Genomic DNA, 26,814 nt, shown 5'->3' on the forward strand with positions numbered 1-26,814 from the left:
TTCGTCCCCGAGGCGGAGGACTTTGGCGGACCGAATGGGGTCCGCCGACCGACTGTGGGGCAGCGCCCCGGTGCGTCATGATCGAGGGGTACGCGCGCGTCAACCGCTGGGAGATGAGATGTCCGACCACACAAAACCCATCGTGGTGGGGATCGACGGGAGCGAGGGCAGCCTCGCCGCCGCGCGGTGGGCCGCGGCGCTGGCCGCACGGTTCGATGCACCGCTGCGACTCCTGCATGCGCGTCCGGACACCGGTCACGCCTTGACCGACGCCGCCGCGGCACTTCGCGCCGCGGTGATGGACTATCACGAGGAGCGCGTCGCGCAGACCCTCGCCGAGGCGGCCGACGCGGCCCTGGCGGAGTCCCCAGGGTTGACCGTGACCACCGCGGCGCTCGAGTGCCCGGCCGCCGAAGGCCTGATCGACGCCAGTTGGTACGCACGATTCGTGGTGCTGGGCACCAAGCCGGTCAAACCCATGGCGGCTCTGCTGTTGGGGTCGACGTCACTGGCCGTGGCCACCGGCGCAGGCTGTCCGGTCATCATGGCTCGGGCGGCGGACACGGCCGCGACGGACGCGCCCGTCGTGGTGGGAGTCGACTACTCCGAGACCGGGTCCGTTGCGCTCGAGTACGCGTTCGAGATGGCCGCCCGGTGGGGTGTGGGACTTGAGGCGGTGCACGCCTGGACGCCCCTGGTGCCGGTGGGGGAGGCGGTCCTGTCGACGCTGATCGACTGGGACGCAGTCGAATCCGCTGAACTTCTGCGGTTGACCGAGACCGTCGACAAGGTCGCCCAAAAGTATCCAGAAGTCAAGGCTCAGTGCTTCATGGAGTCCCACCGGCCCGCTGAGGCGCTGATCCGGCACAGCTTCGGCGCGCGGATGGTGGTGGTCGGGTCGCGGGGACGCGGACCGCTGACCGGCACGGTGTTCGGCTCGACCGGCCTGAACATGCTGCAGCACTGCCGGACTCCGTTGATGATCTGCCATGCGGGCCACGCGATGCGGTGACGCCCGCGCCCTGATGACGGAATTGGGCGGGTGCGCGAAATGTCCGCTGCTCGCGAGGTTGCCGTCCTATCATCAGCTATGGTCCGCCCAGCCCTGGCCCTGTCGGCGGCCGTCGGCTCGGCGTGTGCCGTGGCTTTCGGCCCGCCCTCTGCCGTGAACGTCGCGCACGCCGGGCCGCCGCCGCCGTGCACGTTCACTCTGTCGGCGCCACAGGTGGTGCCCTCCGGTGACGGCTCCGTGGTGACCGCCACCGTGTCACCCGACGCCTGCGGACCGCCAGCCGAGCCGGTGATGAGCGTGGCGTGCCTGCAGGCGGCCGGCGTGACCACGTGCGCACCCCACCGCGGCCCGGGGGAGGCGCACATCAGCACCCCGTATGTGGCCGGTTCCACCTACACCGCCACCGGTCGCGGCTGCGGCGCGTGGATCGGTCAGCTGCTGGCGCCGGACTGCCAGCTGCTGGGTCCCCTGACGTTCACGCCGTAGCGGGGATCCCGGACTATCGGCCCAGCTTCTCCCGCACCGCGCCGACGAAAGTCTGAACCGCCGACACCGGCTTGAACGCCCGCGCGGCAGCGGTCAGGGACGCCTGTGCCTCCGGCGTCAGTTCGATATCGGCTGCGGCAACGTTGAATTCGAGCTGCTCGACGCTGGATGCCCCGGGAATGGCGACCACACCGGGCAGCGTGAGCAGCCATGCCAGCGCGACCTGCGCGGGTTTCGCGTCGACGGTGGTCGCGACATCGCGCAGCACATCCAGCAGCGGTTCGATGCGTCGCAGGTTCTCGGTGCCGAACAGGGGATTGGCCGCGCGCACCCCGCCGGGCCGGTGGTGCACGCCGTAGTTGCCGCCCAGCAGGCCCTGCGCCAGCGGGCTGTACGCGATGACGAGGCGGTTGTGCTGCTCGGCGAACGGCACCAGATCGTCGAGCGCGCCGGGCCGCGCCAGCGAGAACTCCACCTGATTGCTGATCACCGGGCGGCCCAGTGCGGCATCGGCCTTGCGCCACCGCTCCAACGAGTAGTTCGACACGCCCGCCGCCCCGATCCGGCCGCTGTCGAGCAGGTCCCGCATGCCCGGCATGATCACCGAATCCGGGACCACCGGGTTGGGCTGGTGGATCTGATACAGCGGAATGCGGTCGACGCCCAACCGCTTGGCGCTCAGCTGTGCGCGCTGCTTGACCACGGCCGGGAACGGCGCGACCGGGAACACCTTGCTGGCCAGCACCACGTCGGCACGCTCGTCGCCGAGTGCTTCGCCGAGGATGCGCTCGCTTCGGCCCAGCCCGTAGATCTCGGCGGTGTCGAACAGCGTGACGCCCAGTTCGCGGGCGCGTTTGACGATGTCACCGGCCGCGCCCGAGGCGTAACTGTCACCGTAGCCCCACTCCCGGGACCCGAACTGCCACGTGCCGAGGCCGATGCGGCTGACCTCGCCCAATCCATCCACGTTGAGGAACTTCATTCTCCCCACCGTACGCGGGTCAGCCGCGGCCGAGCTCGCTGTGCACCAGATCGACTGCACGGGAGGCGCTTTGGGCCGCGCCCTCCATCGTGGTCGGCCAGTCATTGTGGGTCCAGTCGCCGGCCAGCACCAGATTGGGCAGTGCGGTCCGGTTGCCGGGCCGAATGGTGGACATGCCGACGCGTGATGAGAACGTCGCCTTGGGCCAGGGCACCACCGTGAGTTCGACGACGTTCGCGTCGCGGGCCGCGGGGTAGCTGGCGCGCAGGGCCGCGAGCAGTCGATCGCCCACCTCGGCGTTGCCGAGCTCCATCAGGTCATAGCTGGCGCACGTGGTCAACGCGTACAGGTGGTTGCCGTCGTCGCGGGGCCCGTGCATGTGGTCGCGATCGAACACCCATCCGATGTCGCTGTCCAGCAGGGACTCCCACGGCGCGGCCGTCCCCAGTGGGCGGTCCAGCAGCACGTAGGCGTTCATGATCGGGATCGGCTCCAGCTGCTTGGCGGCCAGGCGGACGTCCTCGGATCCGGGCACCTCGTCGAGCAGGGAGCGCAGGTTCCACGACGGCACCGCGAGCACGACGGCGTCGGCGTCGATCGTCGTCCCGTCGGACAGTTCGATGCCCGACGCACGGCCGTCGGTGACGGTGACCCGTGCGGCCCGCGTGCGCAGTCGCACGTCGACACCGCGCTCGGCCATGACGCGACGGGCACCCTCGAGGTAGAGCGCGTCGAGATCGACCGTGGGATAGCCGATCCGCACCGCGGACGGCCCGTGCCGTCGCGCGCGGTCGGCCCCGGTGCGCAGCAGCGCGGCGAAGGCGTGCGCGGACGCCAGCTGCGGCAGCTCATTGAGCAGGCCGATCACCATGGAGTTCAGCAGTATTCGGCGCACCTGTGCGGGGAAGCCCAGGCGGTCGAACCACTCGTCGACCGTGATCTGGTCCAGCGCGTCGTCGAAGCGCACGACATCGCGCACCAGCCGAGCCCAGGCCGGCGCGGCCCGAAGCTGCGTGGCGATGCTCAGCCCCTCCACGCGGCCCGAGGCCATCTTGACGAGGTTGCGGGGATGCAGGCCGAATGTCTCGACATGCCCACCCGGATAGCGCACCCCGAACTGATCGGGGAAGGACAGCAGATGCCGCGTGCCGATCGAATCCAGGAACCGGAAGATGCTCTCGTAGGAGCCGGCGAACACATGCTGGCCGTTCTCGATGGCGTCACCGTGTTTGGTGCTCAGGCCGATCGTGCGCCCGCCGAGCGTGCCGTTGCTCTCCAGCAGTGTGACCCGATAGCCCAGCTCGGCGAGCCAGACCGTGGTCGCCATGCCGGCCAGTCCGCCACCGACCACCGCCACGTGCTGCGCTTCGCCCATGCGCTGATGTTAACCGGCGTTCCTGGATCGTGGGTCAGTAGCTGATCGAGCCGAGGGCGCGGGCCGTGTCGCGCAGCGAGGTGTGCACACCTCCGTACGCACTGGCCGCGGGTAACAGGCGCTTGTCGATCTTGGTGACGGCGGTGTAGTTGACGTCGACGACGTTGGCGATCGGATTCTGCGAGATCTGCGTCAGCAGTTGGTAGGCGTCCAGCCGGTCGAGCCCGTACAGCTCGCCGAGCCAGGTGATCATCTCGACCTGCCCGGCCCGCCAGGCCTCCTCCAGTGGGCGACCCGAACCCACGGCCATCAGGTGGGTGTCGGTCTCGAGGCGGGGCCAGGCCGGCCCGCCGCCCTTGATGAGTTCGACGATCGCGGTGACGTTCATGGCACCCTCCACCGCGGTGCCGCACGATTCACCCTCGCCCTGCCGGTAATGCCCGTCGCCGAGGGAGAACAGCGCGCCGTCGACGTTGACGCGCAGATAGCAGGTCGCGCCCGCGGCCATCTCCGGGGTGTCCATGTTCCCGCCGAAGGCGTCCGGCACCAGCGAGGTGCGGACCTCACGGCGCGCGGGGGCCACGCCGACGGTGCCGAGCATCGGGTTGGCCGGCAGCGCGACCTCGAAATCGCTGCCGCGTGCCGAGAAGCCCAGGGTTCGGGCCGCCGAGTCGTACTCGTAGATCCAGGTGCGCTCCGGCAGCGGGTCCTGCAGCGTGGGGCTGGCCGGGAAACTCGTCAGGCCGCCGAAGAACGGGATCAACGACGACGCACCCCAACTGCGGGCGGGCGTGAGGTCCACGAGGTGCACGGCCAGAGTGTCACCGGGTTCGGCGCCCTCGATCCAGAACGGTCCCGTCTGGGGGTTGAGGTCCTCGGTGTCCAACGCCACGCTCGCGACGTCGTCGACGGAGGTGATGCGCCCGCCGAAGGCGTCCTCGGCCCACAATGTCAGCACCGTGCCGGGTTTGATGCGCATGACGGGTTCGGCGCCGCCGAACGTGAACGCCATCTGCTCGACGGTGGGAACGAAGGTGATGTGGTCCATGTGGCCATCCTGAACCGCATTGTGCCCGCGCGCGACTGGAGCCGGTGCGTCGCGCCGGCCGGGATCGATCAGGGTTGCAGGAACCGCGACAGGCTGTCGTCCATCTCCTCCCACCACGGCGTGTGCGGTTCGGGTCCGACGGTCCCGGTGCACGGGGAGGAGAACGATCGATCGCGGTAGCCGGTGATGCTCTCGTCCTTGAGGTGCTCCCAGGTGGCGAAGTGCTGGCGCACCAGGTCCAGGTCGAAGGTCGGGTAATCGGTGCGCGCCATCAGGTCGCGGACGTAGTCGGTCTGGAAGTCGATCTGCGCCATCACCCCCGACACCGCGCCGAGTCTGGTGCGCCAGGCGGCGATGTCGGCGGCCATCTGGTCGGCGGCCGGTACGGCGGCGCGGCCCAACACGATGTCACGCGCGAAGAACGCCTGCGGATCGAACATGTTGAACGTGTAGTACTGGTCCTGCATGCCCAGATACAGCAGCTTCGGGTTGGCCGCCCACACCACACCCTTGTACAGGCCGTCCGGGTACAGGTTGTTGTCGGTGGTCAGGCGCAGGTCGGGGTCGATGAACGGGAAGTGGTGTTGGTAGCCGGTGCACAGGATCACGGCATCGACGTCGCGGGACGTGCCGTCGGCGAACACCGCGCTGCGGCCGTCGAGGTGACTCAGGGCGGGCACCTCGGTGATGCCCGCGGGCCACCCGAATCCCATCGGGGCATGTCGATACGCGATGGTCACCGACCTCGCCCCGTATTTGAGCGTCTGCAGCGCGATGTCCTCGGCGGAGTAGCTGCTGCCCAGTATCAGCAGGTCCCGGCCGGTGAACTCCGCGGCGTCCCGGAAGTCGTGGGAATGCAGGATCCGGCCCGGAAACGTCTGGAAACCAGGATATTCCGGCATGTTCGGCGTGGAGAAGTGTCCCGTGGCGACCACCACGTGATCGAAGGTCTCGGTGGTGAGGCGACGATCTGTGAGGAACTCCGTGGTGACCGCGAATGTGTCGGTGCGGGGGTCGAAGCTCACGCCGCGCACCGCGGTGTCGAACCGGATGGCCTCGCGCACGCCGCTCTTCTTGGCGCGTCCGACGATGTAGTCGTAGAGCACTTCCCGTGGCGGGAAGGACGGGATCGGCGTGCCGAAGTGCTCGTCGAACGTGTAGTCGGCGAATTCCAGGCACTCCTTGGGGCCGTTGGACCACAGGTAGCGGTACATGCTGCCGTGCACGGGATCTCCATGCGCGTCGAGGCCCGTGCGCCAGGTGTAGTTCCACAGCCCACCCCAGTCGCTCTGCTTCTCGAAACAGACCACGTCGCCGATGTCGGCCCCATCGAGGCGGGCCTGTTCGAACGCATGCAGCAGAGCCAGGCCGCACGGGCCGGCGCCGATGATCGCGGTACGGGTCATGGATTCCTCCTCAGGAACGTGGGCGGGTCTTCTCCGGGTCGTAGAACGGGATGGGGACGACGACGGCGGGCAGTCGTTTGCGGTGGCCGTCGAGCCGGCCCACCTCGACGGCGGTGCCGATCGCGCTGTGCGCAACGGCGATGCGGCACAACGCGATGCTGGCGCCGAGAATGGGGGAGCGTACTGCGCTGGTGATCACCCCGACCTGGGTGCGGCCGATGTGCACGCAGTCACCGTGACCGGCCACCTCGTTGCCCTCGAGGCGCAGCCCCACCAGGACGCGCTGGGGATTCGCCCTGCGATCGACCAGCGCGGCGCGTCCGACGAAGTCGTCGGCCTTGGTCTTCAGCGGCACCGTGAAGCCGATGCCGGCCTCGAACGGATCGGTCTGCTGGTCGAATTCGTGGCCCGCGGCCACCAGTGCGGATTCGACGCGCAGCATCTCCAGTGCCTCGAGTCCCAGCGGCGCAAGGCCGTGCGGCTCACCCGTGGTCCACACTGCGTCCCAGAGGGTTTCGGCGTCGATGGGGTGCACCCACACCTCGTAACCGAGTTCACCCGAATACCCGGTGCGCGACACCACCAGTGGCGGGCCGTCCGGCCCCCCGAGGCGTCCGATCAGGAAGCGGAACCAGCCCAGGCCGCGCAGAGTGGGCTGGGCTGCGGGCGACCAGATGAGGTCGTCGAGCAGATCACGGCTGGCGGGACCCTGGATGGCGATGTTGTGCAGCTGGTCGGAGGAGTCCTTGATCCACACGTTCTCGAGTCCGAGTCGGCGCGCCTGGGTGCGCAGATGCTCACCGTCGTAAGGATCGCCACCGATGAAGCGGAAGTTGTTGTCCCCGAGGCGGAACACGGTGCCGTCGTCGATCACCCCGCCGGTGTCGGTGCACATCGCGGTGTAGACCACCTGGCCGCGAGCCAGCCTGCGGATGTCGCGGGTGACGGTGGACTGCAGCAGGGTTTCGGCGTCGGGTCCGAGCACCTCGAACTTCCGCAGCGCCGAGAGGTCCATGACTGCCACCCGTTCTCGGCAGGCCCAATACTCCTGGTGGGGACCGTGGTTGTCGAAGCTCGCGGGCAGCCAGTACCCCTGATACTCCGCGAACTGGCGCGTCAGTGCCGAGGTGCGCCCGGCGAATCCGCTCTGCTTGGTCAGAACGGGCTCGTCGTCGGGAGTGAGCCGGTGTCCCACCGCCACGGAGAACCTCCTCGTCGAGTCGTACACGCGCACGTGGACATCCGTCGGCACCCAGCCGTTGGACGGGTCGATGTCGTCGGGGCACGCCGAGGAGGCGCACACCAGGTCCGCCGAGGCCCGCAGCAGCACGTAATCGCCGGCCCGTGACCAGGGCTCATCGGAGATCAGCTGGTGGTCGGCGTCGAAGGCGGTGTTGTAGAACAGATTCAGTGCCGCCCACCCGACGCGAGGTGCGACGCCGTAGGGGGCCAACGCGGCATTGAAGTTGTCGGTGCAGTTCACATGTCCCGGATAGCCCATGTCGGCGTAGTACTTCGCGGTGCAGGCGAGCGCGAAGGTGTCGTGGCGGCCCACGGTGTCACGCACCACCTCGAGCAGTGGCCGGGCCCGGCCGTCGTAGAACTTCCCCGTCAGTCCGGGCCGCGGCGTTGCGGCACCGATCAGGGTGCGCGTCATGGTCGCGTCCAGGCCGAACTCGTGGCCGTCGCCCAGTGCCCGGGCGTCGAAGGCCAGCAGGTCCGAACACTGCCGGCCAGCCACATCGAGGATCTGGACGAATTGCCCAGCCCGCACCTCGTAGGACGCCGCGGTGCAGGCGTCGATCCGCGCCTCCCACAGGGGTTCTGCCAGCGGACCCGGCAACTCGGGATGCTCGCGCACGGTGTCGGTGCCGCGCTGGACCTCCACGAACAGGTCCGACGGAGGATTCGGATACTCGGTGTGCACGAGCATCGGCGCCGCCGGGGCCGCGACGAGGACAACCGCGTCGGCGGCGGCGGTGAAGCTCTCCCGCGCGCCGGCGGGGGAGTCGTCACCGAACAAATGGGTGGCCGTCGCCTTGTCCTGGTCCACCCCGTGCTCCGACAGCAGGCCCAGGATCTGTGCGGCGATGTAGCCGTCCTCGTCCTTGCCGCCGACGAGTCCGCGCAACACCGTGGCCGCGGTGTCGGGACGGGCGTCGGCCACCGCGCGCGGGTCCTCGGCCAGCACGGTGAGTTCGGCGCATTGGCGACCGAAGTGGTCGATGACGTCGAAGCGGTCACCACCGCAGACCTTCACCGCGGTGACTCCGCCGGGGCGGACTCGGTACCGTTCGACGTTGTCGCGCAACGGCATCAGGGCGCGAAGGAGCGGTACCCGACGTAGAACGCCAGGGCATGGTCTGGCGTCGAGAACAGGATGCGGGAACCTTTGGGGAAGAAGATCGCGTCCTTGGCGCGGGCGATCTCGACCTGGCCGGTGTCGACGTTCTCCAGCCGGAACTCGCCTTCGAGAACGACCTTCATCTCGTCGTAGTCGTAGTAGTAGTCCAGGGGCGCTTCGGTGTTCTTCAACTCGAAGTACCCCGAACACATCGGCACTTGGTTCGGGTTGGAGTAGACGTCGTCGATATAGCCCAGGGTGCCCGGGTACCGCTCCAGCGGCATCTGCGGAAGTCCCTGCCAGAAGCCGGAAGTCACCAAGAACGGGGGAACCGATACCGTCGTCATACACCCTCCACTAGAGACTCTCAGGATGAAACGGAGTCTGCCGTGGGGAAACTCTCCGTGGGTTTCCTGGAGATTAATCTTGGTAGCGAGCAGGTGTCGGAGGTGGGCCGGGCCACGGCTGGAAGAGGCGCGGTGGGTGCCTGCGGCGCGCGCCAGTTGAGGGGGAGGTCGAGCGCCGCAGGCACGTCTCAGGCGCGGGTGTAGACCACCTTCCCCGCGAACATCGTGAGATCGACCTGAGCCGACGAGAGTTCGTGCGGCGGCAGCCCGAACACGTCTGAGTCCAGCACGACGATGTCTGCCGCGCGGCCCACGGTGAGTGCGCCGGTGACGGCGTCGAGGCCAGCCGCATAGGCGGCTTCGCGGGTGAAGCCCAGCAGGCAGGTCTGAAGGTCCAGGGCCTGCGAAGGCCCCAGCGGACCGGTCGTGGTGTCACCGGGCGGCCGGCGGGTGATGGCCACCTCCATCTGAGGAAGCGGGTTCGGTGTGCTCACCCGCCAGTCACTGCCGAAGGCCAGGCGTGCGCCCGCGCGGGCCAGGTCGCCGAATGGATACTGGCGCTCGAATCGTGCTGTGCCGAGTGCGGGTTGGCACAGCGCCACATTCTGCTCGTCGCGGCACGCCCACAGGGCCTGGGCGTTGGCGATCACCCCGAGTTGGTGGAACCGGGGAATGTCGGACTCTCGAATCACCTGAAGGTGGCAGATCTGATGGCGCAGCCCGTCGGACAGATGGTGAGCGGCCTCGAACGCGTCCAGGGCCGACGTCGTCGCGGCGTCGCCGATCGAATGGACGTGGACACTGAACCCGGCCTCGGCGCAGGTGCGCACGGCGGCTCGAAGCGCTGCATCGTCGAACAGCGCCTTACCGTGTGAATGTGCGCATGAGTACGGCTCATGCAGTGCGGCGGTGAGGTTCTCGACGACTCCGTCGACGAAGATCTTCACCATCGTCGCCTGAACCAGGGGCCCGCCGGCCAGTTCTCGGGCCTCGAGCAGGCCCGCGACCTGTTCGACTCCTCGGTCGGGATCCCAGTGCATGGCCGCGACGACCCGAGACGACAGAGTCCCGGCGGCCTCGGCCTCGACGTAGGCGCGCAGCATCGGTGTCGACAGGCGCGCGTCCTGCCAGCTCACAACCCCCAGCGAGTGCAGGTGGCGCTCGCCGATCCGCAGCGCACCCGCCCACTCGTCTCCGGTGATCTCCGGCAGGTGCCGTTTGACCAGGTTCATCGCAGTCTCGTGGACGGTGCCACTGGGGTTCCCGCCGGCGTCGCGGTCGATCACTCCACCCGCGGGATCCGGTGTGGTCGCGTCGATTCCGGCGATCCTCAGCGCGGCGCTGCTCACCCAGGCGCTGTGGCCGTCGCGGGCGGTCAGGTATGCCGGGCGCCCGCCGACGACGGCGTCGAGTGTCGTGTGGCTGGGGCTGGCACCGGGGAAGGCCGACATGTTCCAGCCGCCACCGCGCACCCACGCATCCGGGGGCAGTGTGTTCGCGGCCGCGGCGATCGCCGGCTCGTAGTCGCCCGGCGCGACATCGTGGAGGTTCACCCACAAGTCGAACAGTGACCCCTCCAGCAGGTGGATGTGGGCGTCGTGGAAGGCGGGGGAGATCAGGCCCGCCGCATCGATCACCTCGGTTCGCGGCGTGCGATGCTGCAGAACCTCCTCGCGGGTGCCGATGGAGGTGATGGTGCCGGCCCGCACCGCGACCCCCTGCGCCCACGGCCGGGCGGGGTCGGCGGTGAACACCTTCCCCAGCAGGATGACGTCGGCGGTCATCCGGCGCGCATTACGTCGAGGGGCAGGGCTGACAACGTCCGTGCGCCGTCGGCCCCGAACACCACGGTGTCGATCATCGGATACAGCACAATGCTTTCGTAGTTGGTCACGGTGCCGGCCTCGAATCTGTCCTGGCTGGCCTCGCCGACAGTGAAGGTCCACTCACCGACCCAGTCGGGCGGGAACGACAGGCCCATCTCGTATCCGCCGTTCCAGTCGTGCAGACCCCACAGGCCAGCGTCGCGCAGATGCTGCTCGATGTGGCCCGTCACCTCGTCCACCCGGACCCCGTCGGCCGCATGCGCGCAGAGGATCCGGAACGCCTCCGCCTCGATCTCGGCGAGCCGGTAGAGTTCGTCGTTGGGCTCCGCGCCGACGACGAACCAGCGTTCGATGTTGGCGTGGTAGCGGCTGACCACCCCGCAGGGATCGGCGCACAGGACGTCCCCGCGCACCAGGGTGCGGTCCGACGAGTAGGCGTGGCCCAGTTCGATGGGGCCGACCACCACTGATTCGTGCAGGGCCGCGGGCTCGCCGCCGGCCGCCGCCATGGCGGCGACCATCACACCCCAGGCATGCTTCTCCGTCATCCCCGGGCGCACCTCGGCCTGCAGCGCGCGCAACCCGACGTCGCAGACCTCGGCGGCACGTTCGATCATGGCGATCTCCGCGGCGGACTTCACCTTTCGGACCGACCGCACGGCCGCACTGGCGTCGACCACGCGACAGCCCTCGAATTCGAGAGCGGCCTGGACCATCTCGCTGGTGGCCCGGTTGGGCACGTGACTGTGGAACTCCAAACCGGCGCGCCCCGTCAGCCACCCGCGTGCTCTCAGATCGGCGATCGCGAAGTCCAGCACCGCCTCGCCGTCGTCGCGACCGGTGAGACGGATGTCGGTGGCCACCGACGTGCGGCGCAGCAGGTAGTCATGGTGCTCGACGTCGTAGACCACGTATTCACCGCTGTCCACGCGCATCACGGTGCACTGATACGGAGGCCACCGCGTCGACGACTGCGCCCGATACCAGCGCGACTGATACCCGTGCAACCAGCACATCGCCTCGGGGGAGCTGAGCACCAACAGGTCCAGCCCAGCGGCCGCGGCGGCCAGCTGAAGCCGCATCCTGCGGGCCTCGTACTCCGCCCGGTCGAACGCATGCTGCGGGGGTTGCGCGTCCTCGCTGGCGTAGGCGGCGGAGATGAACTCCCGCAGTGGAATGTCGGCATCCTCCAGTGGACTCATGCCGACGCTTTGACGCGCGTCCAGGCCTGGTTCCAAGCCGTCAACTGAGTGTCCTGCAGCGAAGCCAGCCAGATCGCCGGATCGGTCAGCACCGACTCGTCGTAGTTGAGGAACGGGTACTTCGAGACCAGCCCGGAGTAGGCCTTCAGGCCCGTCGTGGTGGCGATGGGATAGCCCACGAAATCGACGATCTTCTTCATGTTGTCCGGCCGCAGCAGGTAATCGGCGAAGACCAGGCCGGTCCCGGGATGCTTGGCCGCCGCGGGGATCGCCATGCAGTCGGAGTTGAACGCCAAGGTCTCGCGGCAGAACTCGAATCCGATGTCCTCGGAGAACGGGGTTTCGTTGAGGGCGGTGAAGGTCGCGCCGGTGTAGTTCATCAGCAGGTCGGCTTCACCGTTGGTGAGCTTCTCGCCCGCCGAACTGCCGAAACCGCCGAGGCTTCGGCGCAACTCGATCAGTGAGTCCGCGGCCTTGTTCAGGTCCTCAGGGCTGTCGGTGTCGGTGGGCAGGCCCAGCCGGGCCAGTGCCATGGTCATCGACACCGTCACGTCATCGAAGATGAAGGCGCGTCGATTGAGGGCGGGAGACAGGTCCCACAGGTCATTCCAGGATCCGGTCAAGCCGTCGACCCTGCTCTTGCGGTAGGCCAGACCGATCCCGCCCATCGCGTACGGGCCGGCGAGGTGTTCGGCCTTCGGTTCGAAGGGCGGATCGTTGAACAGTTCGGTGACCTCACCCCAGTTCTTCATGACACCGTGGTCGATGGGGGCCAGCAGATTCGCCTTGGTGGCGCGCGCGAAGAAGTTCGAGGGCATGAAGGTGATGTCGTATGCCGCACCCGCACCGAGCTTCTGGATCATCTCGTCGACGGTCGAGAAGTACGTCTGGTTGATCTTGACGCCGTATTCCTTCTCGAAACCGGCCAGGACATCGTCGGGGACATATCCCGTCGGGGCGTAATAGGCCAGGTCGCCGTCGATCTCGAGTTTCGGGGGCTGCAGGTCGGCAGCCGCAGACCCGCCCTGCCCGCGGGAACAGGCCGCCAGTGTGAGTGCGGCGGCGGCACCGGCGCTCATGAAGAGGAAGTTGCGCCTGCTGGTGGGATTCATCGACTGCTCCTGACGGGGTTGGGGTTGGACGAAGCGGAGACTCGGGTGCGCTGCAGATAGATGCCGATGAGGCCGAGCGCCACGGTGATGCCGACCATGGTGGTGCCGACGGCGTTGATCTCCGGGGTGAGGCCGAACCGGAGCATGCCGTAGATGCGCACCGGCAGCGGTGCGACCTCGGTGCCGGACAGGAACACCGATGTCACGAAGTCACCGAAGGACAGCACGAAGGCCAAGGCCGCGGCGCCGGCCACTGCGGAGCGAAGCTGCGGCACAACGATGCTCACGAACACCCGGACCCGGCCGGCGCCGAGGTCTGCGGCCGCCTCCTCGAGGCGGGGGTCCAATGTGCGCAACCGGTTGCCCACCAGCAGCGTCACGTACACCAGCGTGAAGGTGGCGTGCCCGGCGATGAGGGTGGCCGTCGACAGTGGGATCTGCAGGGTGACGAACAGCGTCATCAGGCCGACAGCCGTCGCCAGCTCCGGGGTGATGAGTGTCGAAAGCGTGACGGCCTCAATAGGTCTGGTGACGCAGCGGGAGCCGTGGACGAACGCATAGGACAGTGCGGTGCCCAGGCACACCGCGATGACGGTGGCCGAGGACGCGACGAGCACGCTGAGTCCCAGTGCCGACATCACCTCGGGATTGCCGAACGCCTGCTCATACCAGCGCAGGCTGAAGCCGGCCAGATCGGACAGCGATTTCGAGGAGTTGAACGAGAACAGGACGATCACCAGCAGCGGCAGATCCAGGAAGACCAGCGTCAACCCGAGCAGCACCGCCAGCCCGAGGGGCATCCGCAGGCGGTCACGCATGGCGACCCCGTTCGCGTCGAACCCGCAGCAGGCCACGCGCACCCGCGGCCAGCAGCCAGCCGAGGCCGATGAACGCCAGCATTCCGGACAGCAGGGTGACCGTCAGTGCCGCGCCGAACGGCAGCGACCCCGCGGTGGCCAGCTGGTCGCGGATCAGGTTGCCCATCATGTAGGTCGAACCGCCCAGGAACTGAGCCACCGCGAAATCGCCGAGGCTGAGCAGGAATACGAGCTGACAACCCGCCACGATGCCGCCGAGGGTGCGGGGGATCACGATGGTGGCGAATGCCCGTGCCGCCGTCGCGTGCAGATCGTGTGCGGCCTCGACCAGGCGCCAGTCGAGACGCTCGACGGCCAGGAACACCGCCAGGATCATGAAGGGCGCGAAGCTGTAGACCAGGCCGAGGTTGAGGGCGTAGGGGTTGCCGATCAGGTTCATCGGCTCCAGGCCGAGCGCGGTCAGCAGCCGGTTGACGGGGCCCTCCCGGCCCAGCAGTTGGACCCAGGCGTAGATCCGGATGAGGTAATCGGCGAGGAAGGGTACGAGCACGGCCAGCAGCAGGGCTGCCTTGTACCGGCCGCCGTAACGCGAGATGGCGTACGCGCAGGGGTAGCCGATCAGCAGGCACAGCACCGTCGCGATGCTCGCGTAGGCGAAGGTCCGCAGCACCACGGGCAGGTACGTGGGCTGGAAGACCATGGCGAAGTTGGAGATGTCGAACCCGAATATCGGCCGCCCGATGATGTCGGGTGTCGCGACGGAGGCGGCGATGATGAGTGCCAACGGAGCCACGTAGAAGCAGGCGATCCACGCCGTGCCCGGCAGCAGGCTCAGCCGCCAACCCGATTTCATCCGCGCTCCCTCGACAAGTCCGACCCAGCGTGCCCGGGAAATGTTTTCCGTATGTTTCCGGCGCGAAAACTTACGGATTCCGTCATTGGATCACGGAATCCGTCGCAATAGGCGCTATTCTGAGAAGATCCATGACCTAGCTTGGGGGAAATGAGGCTACGGTGACCGAACCCGTCGAAGGCTCACTGGACCGCATCTCGTCGGACATCGTCGACGCGCTGCGCTCGGACGGCCGCAAGTCCTACGCCGCGATAGCCAAGGAGATCGGAGTCTCCGAGGCGACCGTTCGTCAACGCTTGCAGCGGCTGGTGGAGCAGGGCCACATGCAGATCGTCGCCGTGACCAATCCCGTTGGACGGGGCCGGTACACGTCGATGCTCCTGGTGAAGACCACGGGCGACGTCGAACGCGTGGCGGCCGCGCTGCGCGAGCTTCCCGAGGTGACGTTCGCGGTCGCGACCGCGGGCACCTACGACCTGGTGGTCGAGGTGATGTGCCGCGACGGCGAACACCTGCTGACCGTGATCAACGGTTCGATCCGCACGATCGACGAGGTGGTGGCGGTCGAGACGCTGGTGTACCTCAAACTGCTCAAGCTGTCGTATCAGTCCGGGGTGTGGCCCACCACGAGCTAGTCGTGCAGGGCGCTCGACCGGAAAACAAGAACAAGGGTCAGTCACGATCACGACAGGGTCGCTGATCGACACACACCGCTGTCCGGTTCGCATAGATTCACCCGGGACCCTCTTGGGAAGGACGCGATGAGCGCACGATCCGACGCGTGGATCAGTGGAGGAAACCAGGTTCGCCACGGTGATCACCAGATCTTCGTCCATGACTCCGGCGCCGATGATCGGCGGACGGTGGTCATGGTGCACGGATACCCGGGGTCCTCGCTGGACTTCGCCGGCGTGGCGGACCTGCTGAAGGCCCGGGTGTTTGCGATGGACCTCCTCGGGTTCGGCCAGTCCGACAAACCCCTGGGCGCGACGTACTCGCTGTTCGCCCAGGCGGATCTCGTGGAGGCACTGCTGCAGCAGGCGGGTATCCGCCGATGCGTGCTGGTCGGCCACGATATGGGCACCAGCGTCGTGGCCGAACTGGTGGCGCGGCACAACCGCGGGGAGTTGTCGTTCGACGTCGAGCAGGTGGTCCTGACCAATGGGTCGATCTTCATCGACATGGCGCAGCTGACCGCGGGCCAGCGCCGGGCCGAGAAGCTCAACGGCAGACCGCTGCCGTTCGGGATGCCCCGTCGGATGATCCGGCGCGGCATACTCGAAAGTGTCGCTCCCGGAACGAATGTCAGCGACGAGGACGTGGACGATCTGGTGAACCAGATCCGCGTGAAGAACGGCTCGCGAGTCCTGACCGCGATCATCGCCTACCTCGGCGAACGGCGACGGCACCAAGAGCAGTGGACCGCCGCATTCGTCGAGTACCCCGGGCCCATGTTGGCGATCTGGGGTACGCGCGATCCTGTCTCGGTGACCGCCATGCCCGTACGGCTGCGCGCACTGCGGCCGCAGACCAGGCTGGTCCTGCTCGACGACGTCGGCCACTGGCCGACACTGGAGTCCCCGCGGCGAGTGGCCGAGGAGATCACAGCGTTCTGTGAACTGGCTTAGCCCACGGAATCGTCATCGGGACACACCCGATCAGTGAGAGTCCCGCTCCAACACGCGCGCCACCACTCCCTGCGGGGGCCGCTGGCGCACGAACTGCGGCCACCAGAACCACCGGCCCATCAGCGCGGCGATCGACGGTGTCATGAACGACCGGATGACCAGGGTGTCGAACAACAGGCCCAGACCGATGGTCGTGCCGACCTGAGCCACCACGGTCATCTCACTGACCATCATCGCCATCATCGTGAACGCGAACACCAGGCCCGCGGCCGTCACCACCGAACCGGTGCCGCCCATCGCACGGATGATGCCGGTGTTGATGCCGGCGTGCACCTCTTCACGAAGTCGCGCCACCAGCAGCAGGTTGTAGTCCGCGCCGACCGCCAGCAGGACGATCACCGCCATGGCCATCACCATGAAGTGCAGTTCGATGCCGATCAGGTGCTGCCACACCAACACCGAGAGCCCGAATGACGCGCCGAGCGACACCACCACGGTGCCGACGATCACCGCCGCGGCCACCAGGGCTCGGGTGATGAGCAGCATGATGATGAAGATCAGGCACAGTGCGGAGATCCCGGCGATCAGCAGGTCCCAGTTGTTGCCCTCCTGCATGTCCTTGAACGCCGCCGCGGTGCCGGCCATGTAGATCTTCGAGCCCTCCAGCGGGGTGCCCTTCATGGCCTCCTTGGCGGCCTGCTTGATCTTGTCGATCAGCTTGATGCCGTCGGGGGTGAGCGGGTCGCCCGCATGGGAGATGATGAACCGCACGGACTTTCCGTCCGGCGAGATGAAGCTGTCCATACCGCGCTTGAAGTCCGGGTTGTTGAAGATCTCCGGCGGCAGATAGAACGTGTCGTCGTTCTTGGCGTCGTTGAACGCCTCACCCATCGCGGTCTGACCGTGCTGCATCTCGGCCATCTGGTCATACAGACTCTTCTGGCTCTGATACATCGTCAGCATCATGGTGCGCATGCGCTGCATGGTCTCGATCTGACTGGGCAACAGCGCGGCCATCTGCGGCATCAGCTCGGCGAGTCGATCCATGTCCGGCAGCACCTGCTGGAACTGGTCGGTCATGGTGTCGAGGCCGTCGAGGGCGTCGAAGATTGACCGCATCGACGAGCACATCGGAATGTTGTAGCAGTGCGGTTCCCAGTACAGGTAGTTGCGCAGCGGACGGACGAAATCGTCGAAATCGGCGATGTGGTCCCGCAACTCGGTGATGTCGTCGGCCATGGTGTGGGTCTTGCCCACCATGCTCTGGGTGGTGGCCGTCATCTCCGTCATCAACTCGACCATGCGGGTCATGGTGTCGATGGTCTTCTGCATGTCCTCGGACTGCTTGAGCATGTCGTCGGTGCGGTCCATGAGGTACTTGCGGTTCATGGTCTGCATGGTTCCGCTCATGCTCATCTGCGCCGGGATGGTGCTGAACTCCAGCGGTTCACCCTGCGGGCGGGTGATGGCCTGCACCTCGCCGACGCCGGGCACGCGTAACACGGTCTTGGCGATCTTCTCGATGACCAGGAAGTCCGCGGAGTTCCGCAGATCGCGGTCGGTCTCGATGAGCAGCAGTTCGGGATTCATCCGGGCCGCCGAGAAGTGCCGTTCGGCCGCGGCGAACCCCTCCATCGCGGGCAGGTCCTTCGGCAGGTAATTGCGGTCGTTGTAGTTGGTGCGGTACCCGGGCAGCGTCAGCAGACCGACCAGCGACAGGGCGATCGTCGCCAACAGCACCGGCCCGGGCCAGCGCACGATGACCGTGCCGATCCGTCGCCAGCCCCGAATCCGCATGGCGCGTTTCGGCTCGAGGATGTTGCGGTAGCGGCTCGCGATCGTGATGATCGCCGGACCCAGGGTCAGCGCCGTCAGGACCACGACCGTCATGCCGAACGCCATCGGCACGCCGAGGGTCTGGAAGTACGGCAGGCGGGTGAAGTGCAGGCACAGCATGGCGCCGGCGATCGTCATGCCGGAGCCGAGTACGACGTGCGCGGTGCCGGCGAACATCGAGTAGTACGCGGTCTCGCGATCTTCGCCGACCGTGCGGGCCTCCTGATATCGCCCGATCAGGAAGATCGCGTAGTCCGTCGCCGACGCCACCGCCAGGGTCACCAGCAGCTGGGTCGCGAAGGTCGAGAGACCGATCAGGTCGTGGTAGCCGAGGAACGCGACGATCCCGCGCGCCGACGACAGCGAGAACACCACCATGACCAGCACGAGAATCGTCGTGATGATCGACCGGTACACCAGCAGCAGCATGGTGATGATGACCGCGAAGATGACGCCCTCGATGACCCGCACACTGCGGTCACCGGCGATCTGCTGATCTGCGGCCAGCGCCGACAGACCCGTCACGTAGACCTTCAGGCCCGGCGGCGGCGTCAAGCCTTCGACCAGCTGCTGGACCGCCTCGACGGACTCGTTGGCCAGGGCCTCGCCCATGTTGCCCGCGAGATACACCTGAACATAGGTGGCTCGGCCGTCCGGACTCTCCGCGCCGGCCTCGGTCAGCGGATCGCCCCAGAAGTCCTGGACATGCTCGACGTGCTGCTTGTCGGCCTCGAGCTTGTCGATCATGTCGTTGTAGAAGTAGTGCGCGGCGTCGTCGAGCGGTCCCTCGCTCTCCAGGACGATCATCGCCGAGGAGTCGGACTTGAACTCGTCGAAGACGTCGCCGACCCGCTTCATCGCGATCACCGACGGGGCGTCGTCGGGGCTCATCGAGACCGAGCGCATCGCGCCGACCTCTTCGAGCGGCGGCACGGTCATGCTGGCCGCACCGATGATCGCGATCCAGCCCAGGATCACCAGCCAGGCGAACTTGCGAATGAACTTCGCGATCGGACTGCGTTTGTGGGTGTCGGTCATGCTCGATCCGCCCAGGTCACAGCCGCCTGCACGGCGCCGTCGGTCGGTCGGAAAAGCGCGTGGCGCGAGTCCGGCACTACTGCGACACCTCCCAGCTACTACGTGACGTCGTGTTCAGTGAACCAGACGCTCGTTCCATTTGGGGACCCACGGTCGCGTAAACGGGGTCAGGGCGTCTCGTCGGAGCAGTCCGGCTTGTGTGTCGAACGCCAGCTTCGGACGCCGTGGCGGGCCACGAACACTCCCACGATCGCCGTCACACACCAGACCGCGATCGCGGTGTAGGCCAACGGCGCCGAGAGGTCGCCGATCGAGGCGCCCAGGGCGGTGTAGACGAACGCGCGGGGCACCGACCCGATGAACGCACCGACGGCCATCTGCCACAGCGGGACCCCGAACGCCCCGAACGCGTAGGACGCCAGGGCGTCGGAGATGCCCGGTACGAAGCGCTGCCCGACGACCGCCCACAGCCCGCCGCGGTCGATCAGCGCGTCGAGGCGATCGGCCCGTTGCGCACCGAGCAGTGCGCGGGCGCTGTCGCGACCGGCCCGGCGGCCGGCGAGGCTGGCCACGATGGCCGTCCCGACGGTCGCGCCGAGCGTGACGAACGTGCCCAGCACCGGACCGAACAGCAGACCGCTGCCCGCGGCCAGAATCGGACCCGGCACGAACAGGGAGCCCAGGATCGCCGACACCACGATGTAGACCAGCGGTGCGGCCGGTCCGGTGGACCGGATCGCGTCGCGGACGGGCTCGACGTCGATCACCCTGGCGATGGCCACCAGATAGAACATCAGCAGCAGGAACCCGACGAACAGCGCGAGGCGCAGGATGTGCGGTCGTCGCGACGGGGCGGGCTCGGTCTGGTCGTCGGTCATGTTGCAGCCATACTGCCGAACTGCCAGCGGCCTTCGCCGAGCAGTTCGAGGTGCTTGCCGTGGTGACGGTTGACGGTGCTGCGGTGCGTCACGCTGACGAAGATCGTGTCGGGCAGTTCGCGCCGGACCAGTTGATAGATCATGAACTCCAGTGGTTCGTCGAGCGCCGAGGTGGCCTCGTCGAGGAACACGGCCTTGGGTCTGGTCAGCAGCACGCGGGCGAATGCGATGCGCTGCTGCTCACCGGGGGAGAGCACCTTGGCCCAGTCGGCGACCTCGTCGAGCCGGTCGGCGTACTTGGGCAGCGCCACCGCGACCAGGGCCTCCTGCAGGGCGTCGTCGGGGATCGCGCCGGGCGCCTGAGGGTAGGACACCACCGCACGCAGATCGCCGAGCGGGACGTAGGGCAGCTGCGAGAGGAACAACGTCTCGTGCTCACCCTGCGGGCAGCGCACGGTGCCGGAGGCGTAGGGCCACAGTTCGGCGAGGCTGCGCAGCAGCGTGGACTTTCCGGTGCCGGACTTGCCCGTGATGATCATCGCGTCACCGGGCCGCAGGTCCAGGTTGAGTGCGTCGATCAGCTGCTCCCCGGCGGGGCTGCGCACCTCGATGTCGTCGAAGACCACACCGTCGGAGATGGATTCGACGTCGAGCTTGGGCAGTTGGCGGCTCTGCTCATTGGCCGTCACCAGGCCGTGCAGACGGATGATCGACGCGCGGTAACCGGCGAACCTGTCATAGGCGTTGCGGAAGAACGACAACGCCTCCTGAATCGCGCCGAACGCCGCGGCCGTCTGCGTGACCGCGCCGAGTTGGATCTGACCGGCGAACATCCGTGGCGCCTGCAGCACCCACGGCAACGGGATGATCACGTGGTTCATCGAGTAGTTCCACCCGGTGAAGATCATGGTCTTGTTGATGAAGCGCCGGTAGTTGGACACCACGGGCGCGAACCGTTCGCGCAGATGCAGACGTTCGGGTTGCTCGCCGCGGTAGAGCGCGACGGCCTCCGCCGCGTCGCGCAGGCGGACCAGGCCGTAGCGGAATGCGGCGTTGAACTTCTCGTTGTCGAACGACAACCGGATCAGCGGACGGCCCAGCCAGAACGCGACGACGGTGGCGAAGGCGACATAGAGGAACACCGCCCACAGCATCGCGTGGGGGATGGTCACCCCGAACATCGTCAGGTCCCCGGAGAGGTCCCACAGGATCTGGGTGAACGAGATGACCGCGATGATCGACGAAATGGCCCCGAAGGGCAGGGTGCCGTTGCTGGTCTGATGCGGGGTGTTGGGCTGCGGACCCGACAGTGCGGTGAACACGTCGATGTCCGACTGGATGCGCTGGTCCGGGTTGTCGATGGTGTTGTCGATGAACCGGCCCCGGTAGTACGCGCGCCCGTCGAGCCAGTCGCCGGTGAGCCGGTCGGTCAGCCATTCGCGCCACCGCAGCATGAAGCGCTGCGTGATGAACAGATCGACCATCACACGGGTGACCAGCAGCGCAGCCAGCACCGCGAACAACACCAGTGACAACCAGAACCCGCGGATCCCGGACTCCCTGATTGCCTCATCACCCAGCGCCAGTCCCTGCACCGCGACCTGGGCCGAGGAGTACAGGTCGTTGCCCTGATAGGTGAAGAGCACACTCAGTCGCACACCGACGATGATCGACAGCAGCATCGCGGCCAGCGACAGCCACGGCCGCACGCTGTGCGGGCCGGTGAAGTAGGCGCCGGTGACCCGCCAGAACTGCCGGCCCCAGGTGGTGTACCGCGCGATAATCGTCAGGACCAGCATGGTCACCGCGGCGGCGATGGCCCACGTTCGGCCGATCCACAGCAACGAGTCGACGAGTGCTGTGCTCCAGTCGATCGAAGGCTGGAACGGCGTGAGATCGTTCACCGGCCGAAATTACCGCAGTGCGGTGCCGGGCCCGGTGGAATACGTCGGCGCGGGGGATCGGTTGTGCGCTGCATGGCGACGATGACGTCCGACGAGCGACAGCAGTTCCTGGCCGACGTGCACGTGGGGGTGATCGCCGTCGAGCGACCCGACCGTGCGCCGTTGACCGTGCCGATCTGGTACGGCTACGAACCCGGCGGCGAGGTGCTGCTGTGGACCGAGGCGTCCTCGATCAAACACAGGCTCATCACCGCCGCCGGACGGTTTGCGATCAGCGTGCAGGACGAGCGGCCGCCCTACAAATACGTGACGGCCGAGGGTGACGTGGCGGGCGTCGATCCCGCGACCGACGACGTGGTGCGGGCGATCGCGGTGCGTTATCTCGGTGAGGAGGCCGGCAACCAGTTCACCGACGAGAACCTGACATCGTCGTCGGTGGTGATCCGCATGAAACCCTCGCGGTGGTTGAGCACCGACTACTCCAAGGAGTGAGCACCGGAGCCTGCCGGGGGTGAATCCCGACGGGTTCCGGGAGTGGGTGATTGAAATGCCCGCCTCTGAGCGAATTTCGAGTGCCTGCACCGCATGAAGTCGACGCAGTGGGAGCGACCCACGAAAATTCGCTCGTAGTCGGGCATTTCGAACAGGTGGGAGGTGCGGGCGGCGGCGCGGCCCCCCCCGGCGTGCGGCCCCTACTTCTCTTCCATGTCGAGCACCGGCGTGGGCCGGCGGAATCCGCGGGTCACGCCGAGCAGCCAGATGAACCCGATGGCCAGCCAGCACAGTCCGATCACCAGGGTCAGCCCCGACAGACTCGTCCACAACCACACCGTGAGCAGGAAGCCGATCAGCGGCAGCACCAGGTTCAGCACCACGTTGGAGCGCTCGCGCAGGTCGAGGTAGAAGTGCTTGATCACCGTGAGGTTGACCACCGAGAAGGCCACCAGCGCACCGAAACTGATCAGCGACGCCAGGGTGGCCAGATCGATGACGATCGCCAGCAGTGACACCACACTGACCACGCCGATCGCGTACACCGGGGTGCTGAACCGAGGTGACACGTACCCGAACACGCGACGGGGCAGGACGCCGTCGCGGCCCATCGCGAACAGGATTCGGGCCACCGAGGCCTGCGAGGTCAGCGCCGACCCCAGCGCGCCGGCGACGTACGCCGCGGTGAAGAAGTTGTTCAGGAACTGCCCGCCCGCAGCCATCATGACGTCCAGCGATCCGGCGTCCACGTCGTCGAAGTTGTTCGACGGGAACACCAACTGCGACACATAGGACAGCAGGATGAAGATCAGACCCGACGCGATGGTCGCGATCATGATGGCCCGCGGGACACTGCGTTTGGGGTCCTTGGCCTCCTCAGACAGCGTGGAGACGGCGTCGAAGCCCAGGAACGACAGGCACAGGATGGCGGCACCGGCCAGCACGGGGCTCATCCCGCCCGCCGACCCGTCGCCGCTGAACGGGGCCGCCAGGTTGACGTCACCGCCGCCGAAGATCTTGCCGACCGCAAGCGCGATGAACACCACGATGAAGATCGCCTGCACCGCGATGATCAGGAAGTTGGTCCGCGCTACCGACACGATCCCGACGATGTTGAGCACGGTCACCACCGCGATCGCGATCACCACGATGACCCACTGGGGCAGTGCGGGCAGGGCGGCGTTGAGATACAGGCCGATGACGAGGTAGTTGATCATCGGCAGGAACAGGTAGTCCAGCAGCAGCGACCACCCGGCCAGAAAGCCGGGCGACGCGCCGAACGTCTTCTGCGTATAGGTGTATGCCGACCCGGCGACGGGGATCACGGCTGACATCCGGGCGTAGGACAGCGCGGTGAACACCATCGCGACAAGCGTCACGACGTAGGCCAACGGCAGGCGCCCGCCCGAGGTCTCGGTGACGATGCCGTAGGTGGTGAACACCGTCAGGGGCACCATGTACACCAGGCCGAACAGCACGAGCGACGGCACACCCAGCGCTCGTTTCAGGTGGCCCTCATGCGGGGTTGTCTGCACTGTCACGGGTGTCAGCCTTTCAGTTGTCGGCCCGGTGGACGGTCTCACCGCGGAGGTAGGTGGCCCGCACCGTCAGCTTCGGCAGCAGCTCCGCTGCAGTGGTGCGGGGGTCGCGGTCGAGCCAGACCAGATCGGCGCTGGCGCCGGGGACCGCGCGGCCCCAGATGTGCTCGGCGAAGGCCTGATTCGCGACGCCGGCGGTGTAGGCGGTCAGGGCCGCGTCGATCGGCAGGATCTCGTGCGGCGTCCACCCGCCCACGGGTTCGCCGTCGACCGTGCAGCGTGACACCGCGACGGCGATGCCGCGCAACGGCGCACCGGAGGACACCGGCCAGTCCGAACCGAATCCCAGTGGCGCACCGGACCGTTCGAGCGTGCGGATGGGGTACTGCTTGTCGGCGCGCTCGGTGCCCAGGCGAGGAATGGTCAGCACCGTCATCAGAGCATCCATCTGCGCCCACAGCGGCTGCATGTTGGGAATGACACCCAAGGCGGCGAACCGGCCCAGGTCGGCGTCGTCGACTAGCTGGCAGTGTGCGATCACCGGCCGCCGATCCCGCGGCGGATTGTGCTGTGTCACATACTCGATGGCGTCGAGCGCCTGGCGCACCGCGGCGTCACCGATCGCGTGGATGTGGATCTGCAGGCCCAGTTCATCGACGCGACGCGCGGCCTCGGCGAGCGACTGGTCCGCCCAGTTCTGCTGGCCGTGGCTGTGCATGCCCGTGCAGTAGGGCGCCAGCAGCGCGCCGGTCTCGTTCTCGACCACACCGTCGGCGAAGAACTTGACGGTGTTCGCGGTCAGCAGCGGCGAGCCGATGCCCTCGACCTCGTGGCGCTGGGCCGCGAACTGCTCCACCTGCGTGGCGAAGTGGCGCGGGTCGGCATACAGCGCGAGGTTGAACCGCATGCGCAGTGCGCCGCGGCGGGCCGCCTCGACATAGGTCGCGACGTCGGCGGGCTCCACCCAGGCGTCCTGCACCCACGTCACACCGCGGGCCAGGTAGTAGTCGGCGGCCGTGCCCAGCGCGTCGATGCGCACCTGCTCGTCACGCGGCGGCATCACGTTCATCACCAGATCGGTGGCACCCCACTCCCGCAATGTGCCCAGCACGGAACCGTCTGGGCGGTGCGGGATCTCACCGAGCACGGGATCGGGGGTGTCGGATGTGATCCCGGCGCGCTCGAGCGCCACCGAGTTGACCCACAGGGTGTGGTAGTCCCAGGCGCGCAGCACGACGGGCCGATCCGGCACGGCGGCGTCGAGCCAGCGGGCGTCGAACAGCCCGCCGGGGGACAGGCTGCCGTCATAGGAGGCCCCCACGATCCACTCCTGCTCGGGGTGCTCGTCGGCGTACCTCCTGACCGCGGCCACGATCTCGTCGACCGACGTGCAGGCGCGCACCGGCGGGCCGACGGCCTCGAGGCCGCCGTAGAGGGGGTGGGCGTGGCCGTCGCCGAAGGAGGCCATCAGAAACCCGCCGTCGAGGTCGACGGGCTCGACGTCGTCACCCCGGGCACGGGCCTCATCGCCGAGGGCGCGGGCCCGGTCGCCGAGGGCGGCGATCACGCCGTCGACCACGAGCAGTGCGTCGGTGTCCTCGGTGCCCGTCCACACGACGCCGTTGGTGAACAGGGTGGCGCTCACTTGACCACCGCCGTCGCGGCGTGCCCGACACCGTAGGGGAGCTGCGGGTCGACGGGCTCGGTCAACCGCCCGTACGTGTCCGGGCGACGGGTGAGCAGGAACGGGAACAGTTCGAGCCAGTCGCGCCGCTGGTCGAGGTCGAGATCGGCCACCAGCACGGCCTCCTCGTCGCGCGGCGCCTGCGCCAGCACCCGGCCGTACGGATCGGAGATGAACGACGACCCGTAGAAGTTCAGGGCGCCCTCGTCGCCCACACGGTTGGGCACCACCATGAACAGCCCGCTGTTGATGCCGTTGGCGACGATGACCTGCTGCCACAGCGGGCGGGTGTCGAAGTTGGGGAACACCGGTTCGGAACCGATGGCGGTGGGGTAGACCAGGATCTCCGCACCGCCGAGCGAGTATTCGCGCGCGACCTCCGGGAACCACTCGTCCCAACAGGTCGGCATCCCGATGCGGGCGTCCAGTCCCTCGGGTTCGTACACGGGGTAGGGGTCGGTGGCGGGGCCGGGCCGGAAGTAGGTGTCCTCGTAGTAGCCGGCCGAAATCGGGATGTGCAGCTTGCGGGTGCGGCCCACCAGTTCGCCGGCCGGGGACACCAGGATCGCGGTGTTGAACCCCAAGCCGTCGTCGCCAGGCACGCGTTCGTACAGCGAGGCGTGCACGAAGATGCCGTGGGTGCGGGCCGCTTCGGCGGCCAGGGCGAAGGTGGGTCCGCCGGTCAGGTCCTCCGCGAGGGCCGCGGCGTCGGCGCCGCCCGGCCGGTCGGCGGGGTAGCGCAGCAGCGTGATCTCGGGCAGGAACACCACCTGCGCGCCCTCGGCGGCGGCCTCGGCGATGCCTGAGCTCAGGACCGCGGCCAACTCATCGGCGTCGGGTCGCCACCGGTGCTGCACCAGCGCGACCCGCACCGGCGGTCGCGTCGACGCGGTGGTCCGTGCGGGCGGCGGCGCCGGGGGCGCGATCAGGGTGAGCACCAATCCTCCTAAAACGAATCAAGTTCGTTTATTGTGAGTGCAGTCACAAGAGCGCGCAAGGGGAACG

At 67.6% G+C, this 26,814-nt stretch carries 22 protein-coding genes; 5 read left to right on the forward strand and 17 right to left on the reverse strand.

Features of this window, described 5'->3' with window-relative positions:
- Positions 1–118 precede the first annotated feature (118 nt).
- Positions 119–1,012: a universal stress protein gene (locus A5727_RS06955; RefSeq protein ID WP_068246679.1), complete on the forward strand. Its 894-nt coding sequence runs from the start codon at positions 119–121 to the stop codon at positions 1,010–1,012.
- Between the two features lie 78 nt (positions 1,013–1,090).
- On the forward strand, positions 1,091–1,498 hold the full coding sequence (locus A5727_RS06960) for a hypothetical protein (RefSeq protein ID WP_068246682.1): 408 nt from the start codon (positions 1,091–1,093) through the stop codon (positions 1,496–1,498).
- 13 nt (positions 1,499–1,511) lie between these two features.
- On the opposite strand, the gene A5727_RS06965 is transcribed toward A5727_RS06960, so the two are convergent.
- The 11 genes from A5727_RS06965 to A5727_RS07015 all read right to left on the reverse strand — a co-directional run bounded on the left by A5727_RS06965 (position 1,512) and on the right by A5727_RS07015 (position 14,811).
- Positions 1,512–2,480, reverse strand: coding sequence for an aldo/keto reductase (locus A5727_RS06965; protein WP_068246684.1), 969 nt, complete (start codon positions 2,478–2,480; stop codon positions 1,512–1,514).
- Positions 2,481–2,499: 19 nt separating this feature from the next.
- On the reverse strand, positions 2,500–3,855 hold the full coding sequence (gene hpnE, locus A5727_RS06970) for a hydroxysqualene dehydroxylase HpnE (protein ID WP_068246687.1): 1,356 nt from the start codon (positions 3,853–3,855) through the stop codon (positions 2,500–2,502).
- Between the two features lie 34 nt (positions 3,856–3,889).
- Positions 3,890–4,903, reverse strand: coding sequence for an acetamidase/formamidase family protein (locus A5727_RS06975; protein WP_068246690.1), 1,014 nt, complete (start codon positions 4,901–4,903; stop codon positions 3,890–3,892).
- A 68-nt stretch (positions 4,904–4,971) separates the two neighbouring features.
- Entirely contained in the window at positions 4,972–6,309 is a 1,338-nt protein-coding gene (locus A5727_RS06980; RefSeq protein ID WP_068246692.1) for a trimethylamine monooxygenase, read from the reverse strand.
- Positions 6,310–6,319: 10 nt separating this feature from the next.
- Positions 6,320–8,626 (reverse strand): trimethylamine N-oxide demethylase, encoded by a 2,307-nt coding sequence (locus A5727_RS06985; protein WP_068246694.1) that lies wholly within the window; start codon positions 8,624–8,626, stop codon positions 6,320–6,322.
- A complete protein-coding gene (locus tag A5727_RS06990) occupies positions 8,626–9,000 on the reverse strand; it encodes a cupin domain-containing protein (RefSeq protein WP_068246697.1) in 375 nt (124 codons plus the stop codon). Before A5727_RS06990 ends, A5727_RS06985 begins: the two co-directional genes overlap by 1 nt.
- A 188-nt stretch (positions 9,001–9,188) precedes the next feature.
- Complete coding sequence (locus A5727_RS06995; RefSeq protein ID WP_068246699.1) at positions 9,189–10,784, reverse strand: amidohydrolase; 1,596 nt, start codon at positions 10,782–10,784, stop codon at positions 9,189–9,191.
- Positions 10,781–12,028: a M24 family metallopeptidase gene (locus tag A5727_RS07000; protein ID WP_068246702.1), complete on the reverse strand. Its 1,248-nt coding sequence runs from the start codon at positions 12,026–12,028 to the stop codon at positions 10,781–10,783. The genes A5727_RS06995 and A5727_RS07000 overlap by 4 nt, the downstream gene beginning before the upstream one ends.
- A complete protein-coding gene (locus A5727_RS07005; RefSeq protein WP_068246705.1) occupies positions 12,025–13,140 on the reverse strand; it encodes a polyamine ABC transporter substrate-binding protein in 1,116 nt (371 codons plus the stop codon). Before A5727_RS07005 ends, A5727_RS07000 begins: the two co-directional genes overlap by 4 nt.
- On the reverse strand, positions 13,137–13,958 hold the full coding sequence (locus A5727_RS07010; protein ID WP_231991977.1) for an ABC transporter permease: 822 nt from the start codon (positions 13,956–13,958) through the stop codon (positions 13,137–13,139). The genes A5727_RS07005 and A5727_RS07010 overlap by 4 nt, the downstream gene beginning before the upstream one ends.
- Positions 13,951–14,811 (reverse strand): ABC transporter permease, encoded by an 861-nt coding sequence (locus A5727_RS07015; RefSeq protein WP_068246707.1) that lies wholly within the window; start codon positions 14,809–14,811, stop codon positions 13,951–13,953. Before A5727_RS07015 ends, A5727_RS07010 begins: the two co-directional genes overlap by 8 nt.
- A 161-nt stretch (positions 14,812–14,972) precedes the next feature.
- On the opposite strand from A5727_RS07015, the gene A5727_RS07020 reads away from it, so the two are divergent.
- Entirely contained in the window at positions 14,973–15,446 is a 474-nt protein-coding gene (locus tag A5727_RS07020) for an Lrp/AsnC family transcriptional regulator (protein ID WP_068246710.1), read from the forward strand.
- Positions 15,447–15,572: 126 nt separating this feature from the next.
- Positions 15,573–16,439 carry an alpha/beta fold hydrolase gene (locus A5727_RS07025; protein ID WP_068246714.1) on the forward strand — a complete coding sequence of 289 codons (867 nt, stop codon included), beginning with the start codon at positions 15,573–15,575 and terminating at the stop codon, positions 16,437–16,439.
- A 30-nt stretch (positions 16,440–16,469) separates the two neighbouring features.
- Here A5727_RS07025 and A5727_RS07030 read toward each other — a convergent pair whose 3' ends face one another.
- From A5727_RS07030 to A5727_RS07040, 3 genes are all read right to left on the reverse strand, one after another.
- Complete coding sequence (locus tag A5727_RS07030; protein ID WP_068246717.1) at positions 16,470–19,313, reverse strand: MMPL/RND family transporter; 2,844 nt, start codon at positions 19,311–19,313, stop codon at positions 16,470–16,472.
- 167 nt (positions 19,314–19,480) lie between these two features.
- Positions 19,481–20,191: a TVP38/TMEM64 family protein gene (locus A5727_RS07035; protein WP_068246719.1), complete on the reverse strand. Its 711-nt coding sequence runs from the start codon at positions 20,189–20,191 to the stop codon at positions 19,481–19,483.
- Positions 20,188–22,095, reverse strand: coding sequence for an ABC transporter ATP-binding protein/permease (locus A5727_RS07040; protein WP_068246724.1), 1,908 nt, complete (start codon positions 22,093–22,095; stop codon positions 20,188–20,190). Before A5727_RS07040 ends, A5727_RS07035 begins: the two co-directional genes overlap by 4 nt.
- A gap of 72 nt (positions 22,096–22,167) precedes the next feature.
- On the opposite strand from A5727_RS07040, the gene A5727_RS07045 reads away from it, so the two are divergent.
- Positions 22,168–22,587, forward strand: a complete 420-nt coding sequence (locus A5727_RS07045) for a pyridoxamine 5'-phosphate oxidase family protein (protein WP_197507610.1) — start codon at positions 22,168–22,170, stop codon at positions 22,585–22,587.
- A gap of 200 nt (positions 22,588–22,787) precedes the next feature.
- Here the strand turns inward: A5727_RS07045 and A5727_RS07050 are convergent, their stop codons facing one another.
- The 3 genes from A5727_RS07050 to A5727_RS07060 are packed head-to-tail and all read right to left on the reverse strand — an operon-like array spanning position 22,788 to position 26,747.
- Positions 22,788–24,128, reverse strand: coding sequence for an APC family permease (locus A5727_RS07050; protein WP_068246727.1), 1,341 nt, complete (start codon positions 24,126–24,128; stop codon positions 22,788–22,790).
- Between the two features lie 13 nt (positions 24,129–24,141).
- Positions 24,142–25,770: an amidohydrolase gene (locus tag A5727_RS07055; protein ID WP_068246733.1), complete on the reverse strand. Its 1,629-nt coding sequence runs from the start codon at positions 25,768–25,770 to the stop codon at positions 24,142–24,144.
- Entirely contained in the window at positions 25,767–26,747 is a 981-nt protein-coding gene (locus A5727_RS07060; RefSeq protein WP_068246736.1) for a nitrilase-related carbon-nitrogen hydrolase, read from the reverse strand. The genes A5727_RS07055 and A5727_RS07060 overlap by 4 nt, the downstream gene beginning before the upstream one ends.
- Positions 26,748–26,814 lie beyond the last annotated feature (67 nt).

Origin of the sequence: Mycobacterium sp. ACS4331, assembly GCF_001667265.1 — a bacterium.
Taxonomy (GTDB): Bacteria; Actinomycetota; Actinomycetes; order Mycobacteriales; family Mycobacteriaceae; genus Mycobacterium.

Bases quoted from the DNA above. Each gene is read 5' to 3' on its own strand.
- A5727_RS06955 (WP_068246679.1), top strand. From the start codon at position 119: ATGTCCGACCACACAAAACCCATCGTGGTGGGGATCGACGGGAGCGAG.
- A5727_RS06960 (WP_068246682.1), top strand. From the start codon at position 1,091: ATGGTCCGCCCAGCCCTGGCCCTGTCGGCGGCCGTCGGCTCGGCGTGT.
- A5727_RS06965 (WP_068246684.1), bottom strand. From the start codon at position 2,480: ATGAAGTTCCTCAACGTGGATGGATTGGGCGAGGTCAGCCGCATCGGC.
- hpnE (WP_068246687.1), bottom strand. From the start codon at position 3,855: ATGGGCGAAGCGCAGCACGTGGCGGTGGTCGGTGGCGGACTGGCCGGC.
- A5727_RS06975 (WP_068246690.1), bottom strand. From the start codon at position 4,903: ATGGACCACATCACCTTCGTTCCCACCGTCGAGCAGATGGCGTTCACG.
- A5727_RS06980 (WP_068246692.1), bottom strand. From the start codon at position 6,309: ATGACCCGTACCGCGATCATCGGCGCCGGCCCGTGCGGCCTGGCTCTG.
- A5727_RS06985 (WP_068246694.1), bottom strand. From the start codon at position 8,626: ATGCCGTTGCGCGACAACGTCGAACGGTACCGAGTCCGCCCCGGCGGA.
- A5727_RS06990 (WP_068246697.1), bottom strand. From the start codon at position 9,000: ATGACGACGGTATCGGTTCCCCCGTTCTTGGTGACTTCCGGCTTCTGG.
- A5727_RS06995 (WP_068246699.1), bottom strand. From the start codon at position 10,784: ATGACCGCCGACGTCATCCTGCTGGGGAAGGTGTTCACCGCCGACCCC.
- A5727_RS07000 (WP_068246702.1), bottom strand. From the start codon at position 12,028: ATGAGTCCACTGGAGGATGCCGACATTCCACTGCGGGAGTTCATCTCC.
- A5727_RS07005 (WP_068246705.1), bottom strand. From the start codon at position 13,140: ATGAATCCCACCAGCAGGCGCAACTTCCTCTTCATGAGCGCCGGTGCC.
- A5727_RS07010 (WP_231991977.1), bottom strand. From the start codon at position 13,958: ATGCGTGACCGCCTGCGGATGCCCCTCGGGCTGGCGGTGCTGCTCGGG.
- A5727_RS07015 (WP_068246707.1), bottom strand. From the start codon at position 14,811: ATGAAATCGGGTTGGCGGCTGAGCCTGCTGCCGGGCACGGCGTGGATC.
- A5727_RS07025 (WP_068246714.1), top strand. From the start codon at position 15,573: ATGAGCGCACGATCCGACGCGTGGATCAGTGGAGGAAACCAGGTTCGC.
- A5727_RS07030 (WP_068246717.1), bottom strand. From the start codon at position 19,313: ATGACCGACACCCACAAACGCAGTCCGATCGCGAAGTTCATTCGCAAG.
- A5727_RS07035 (WP_068246719.1), bottom strand. From the start codon at position 20,191: ATGACCGACGACCAGACCGAGCCCGCCCCGTCGCGACGACCGCACATC.
- A5727_RS07045 (WP_197507610.1), top strand. From the start codon at position 22,168: ATGGCGACGATGACGTCCGACGAGCGACAGCAGTTCCTGGCCGACGTG.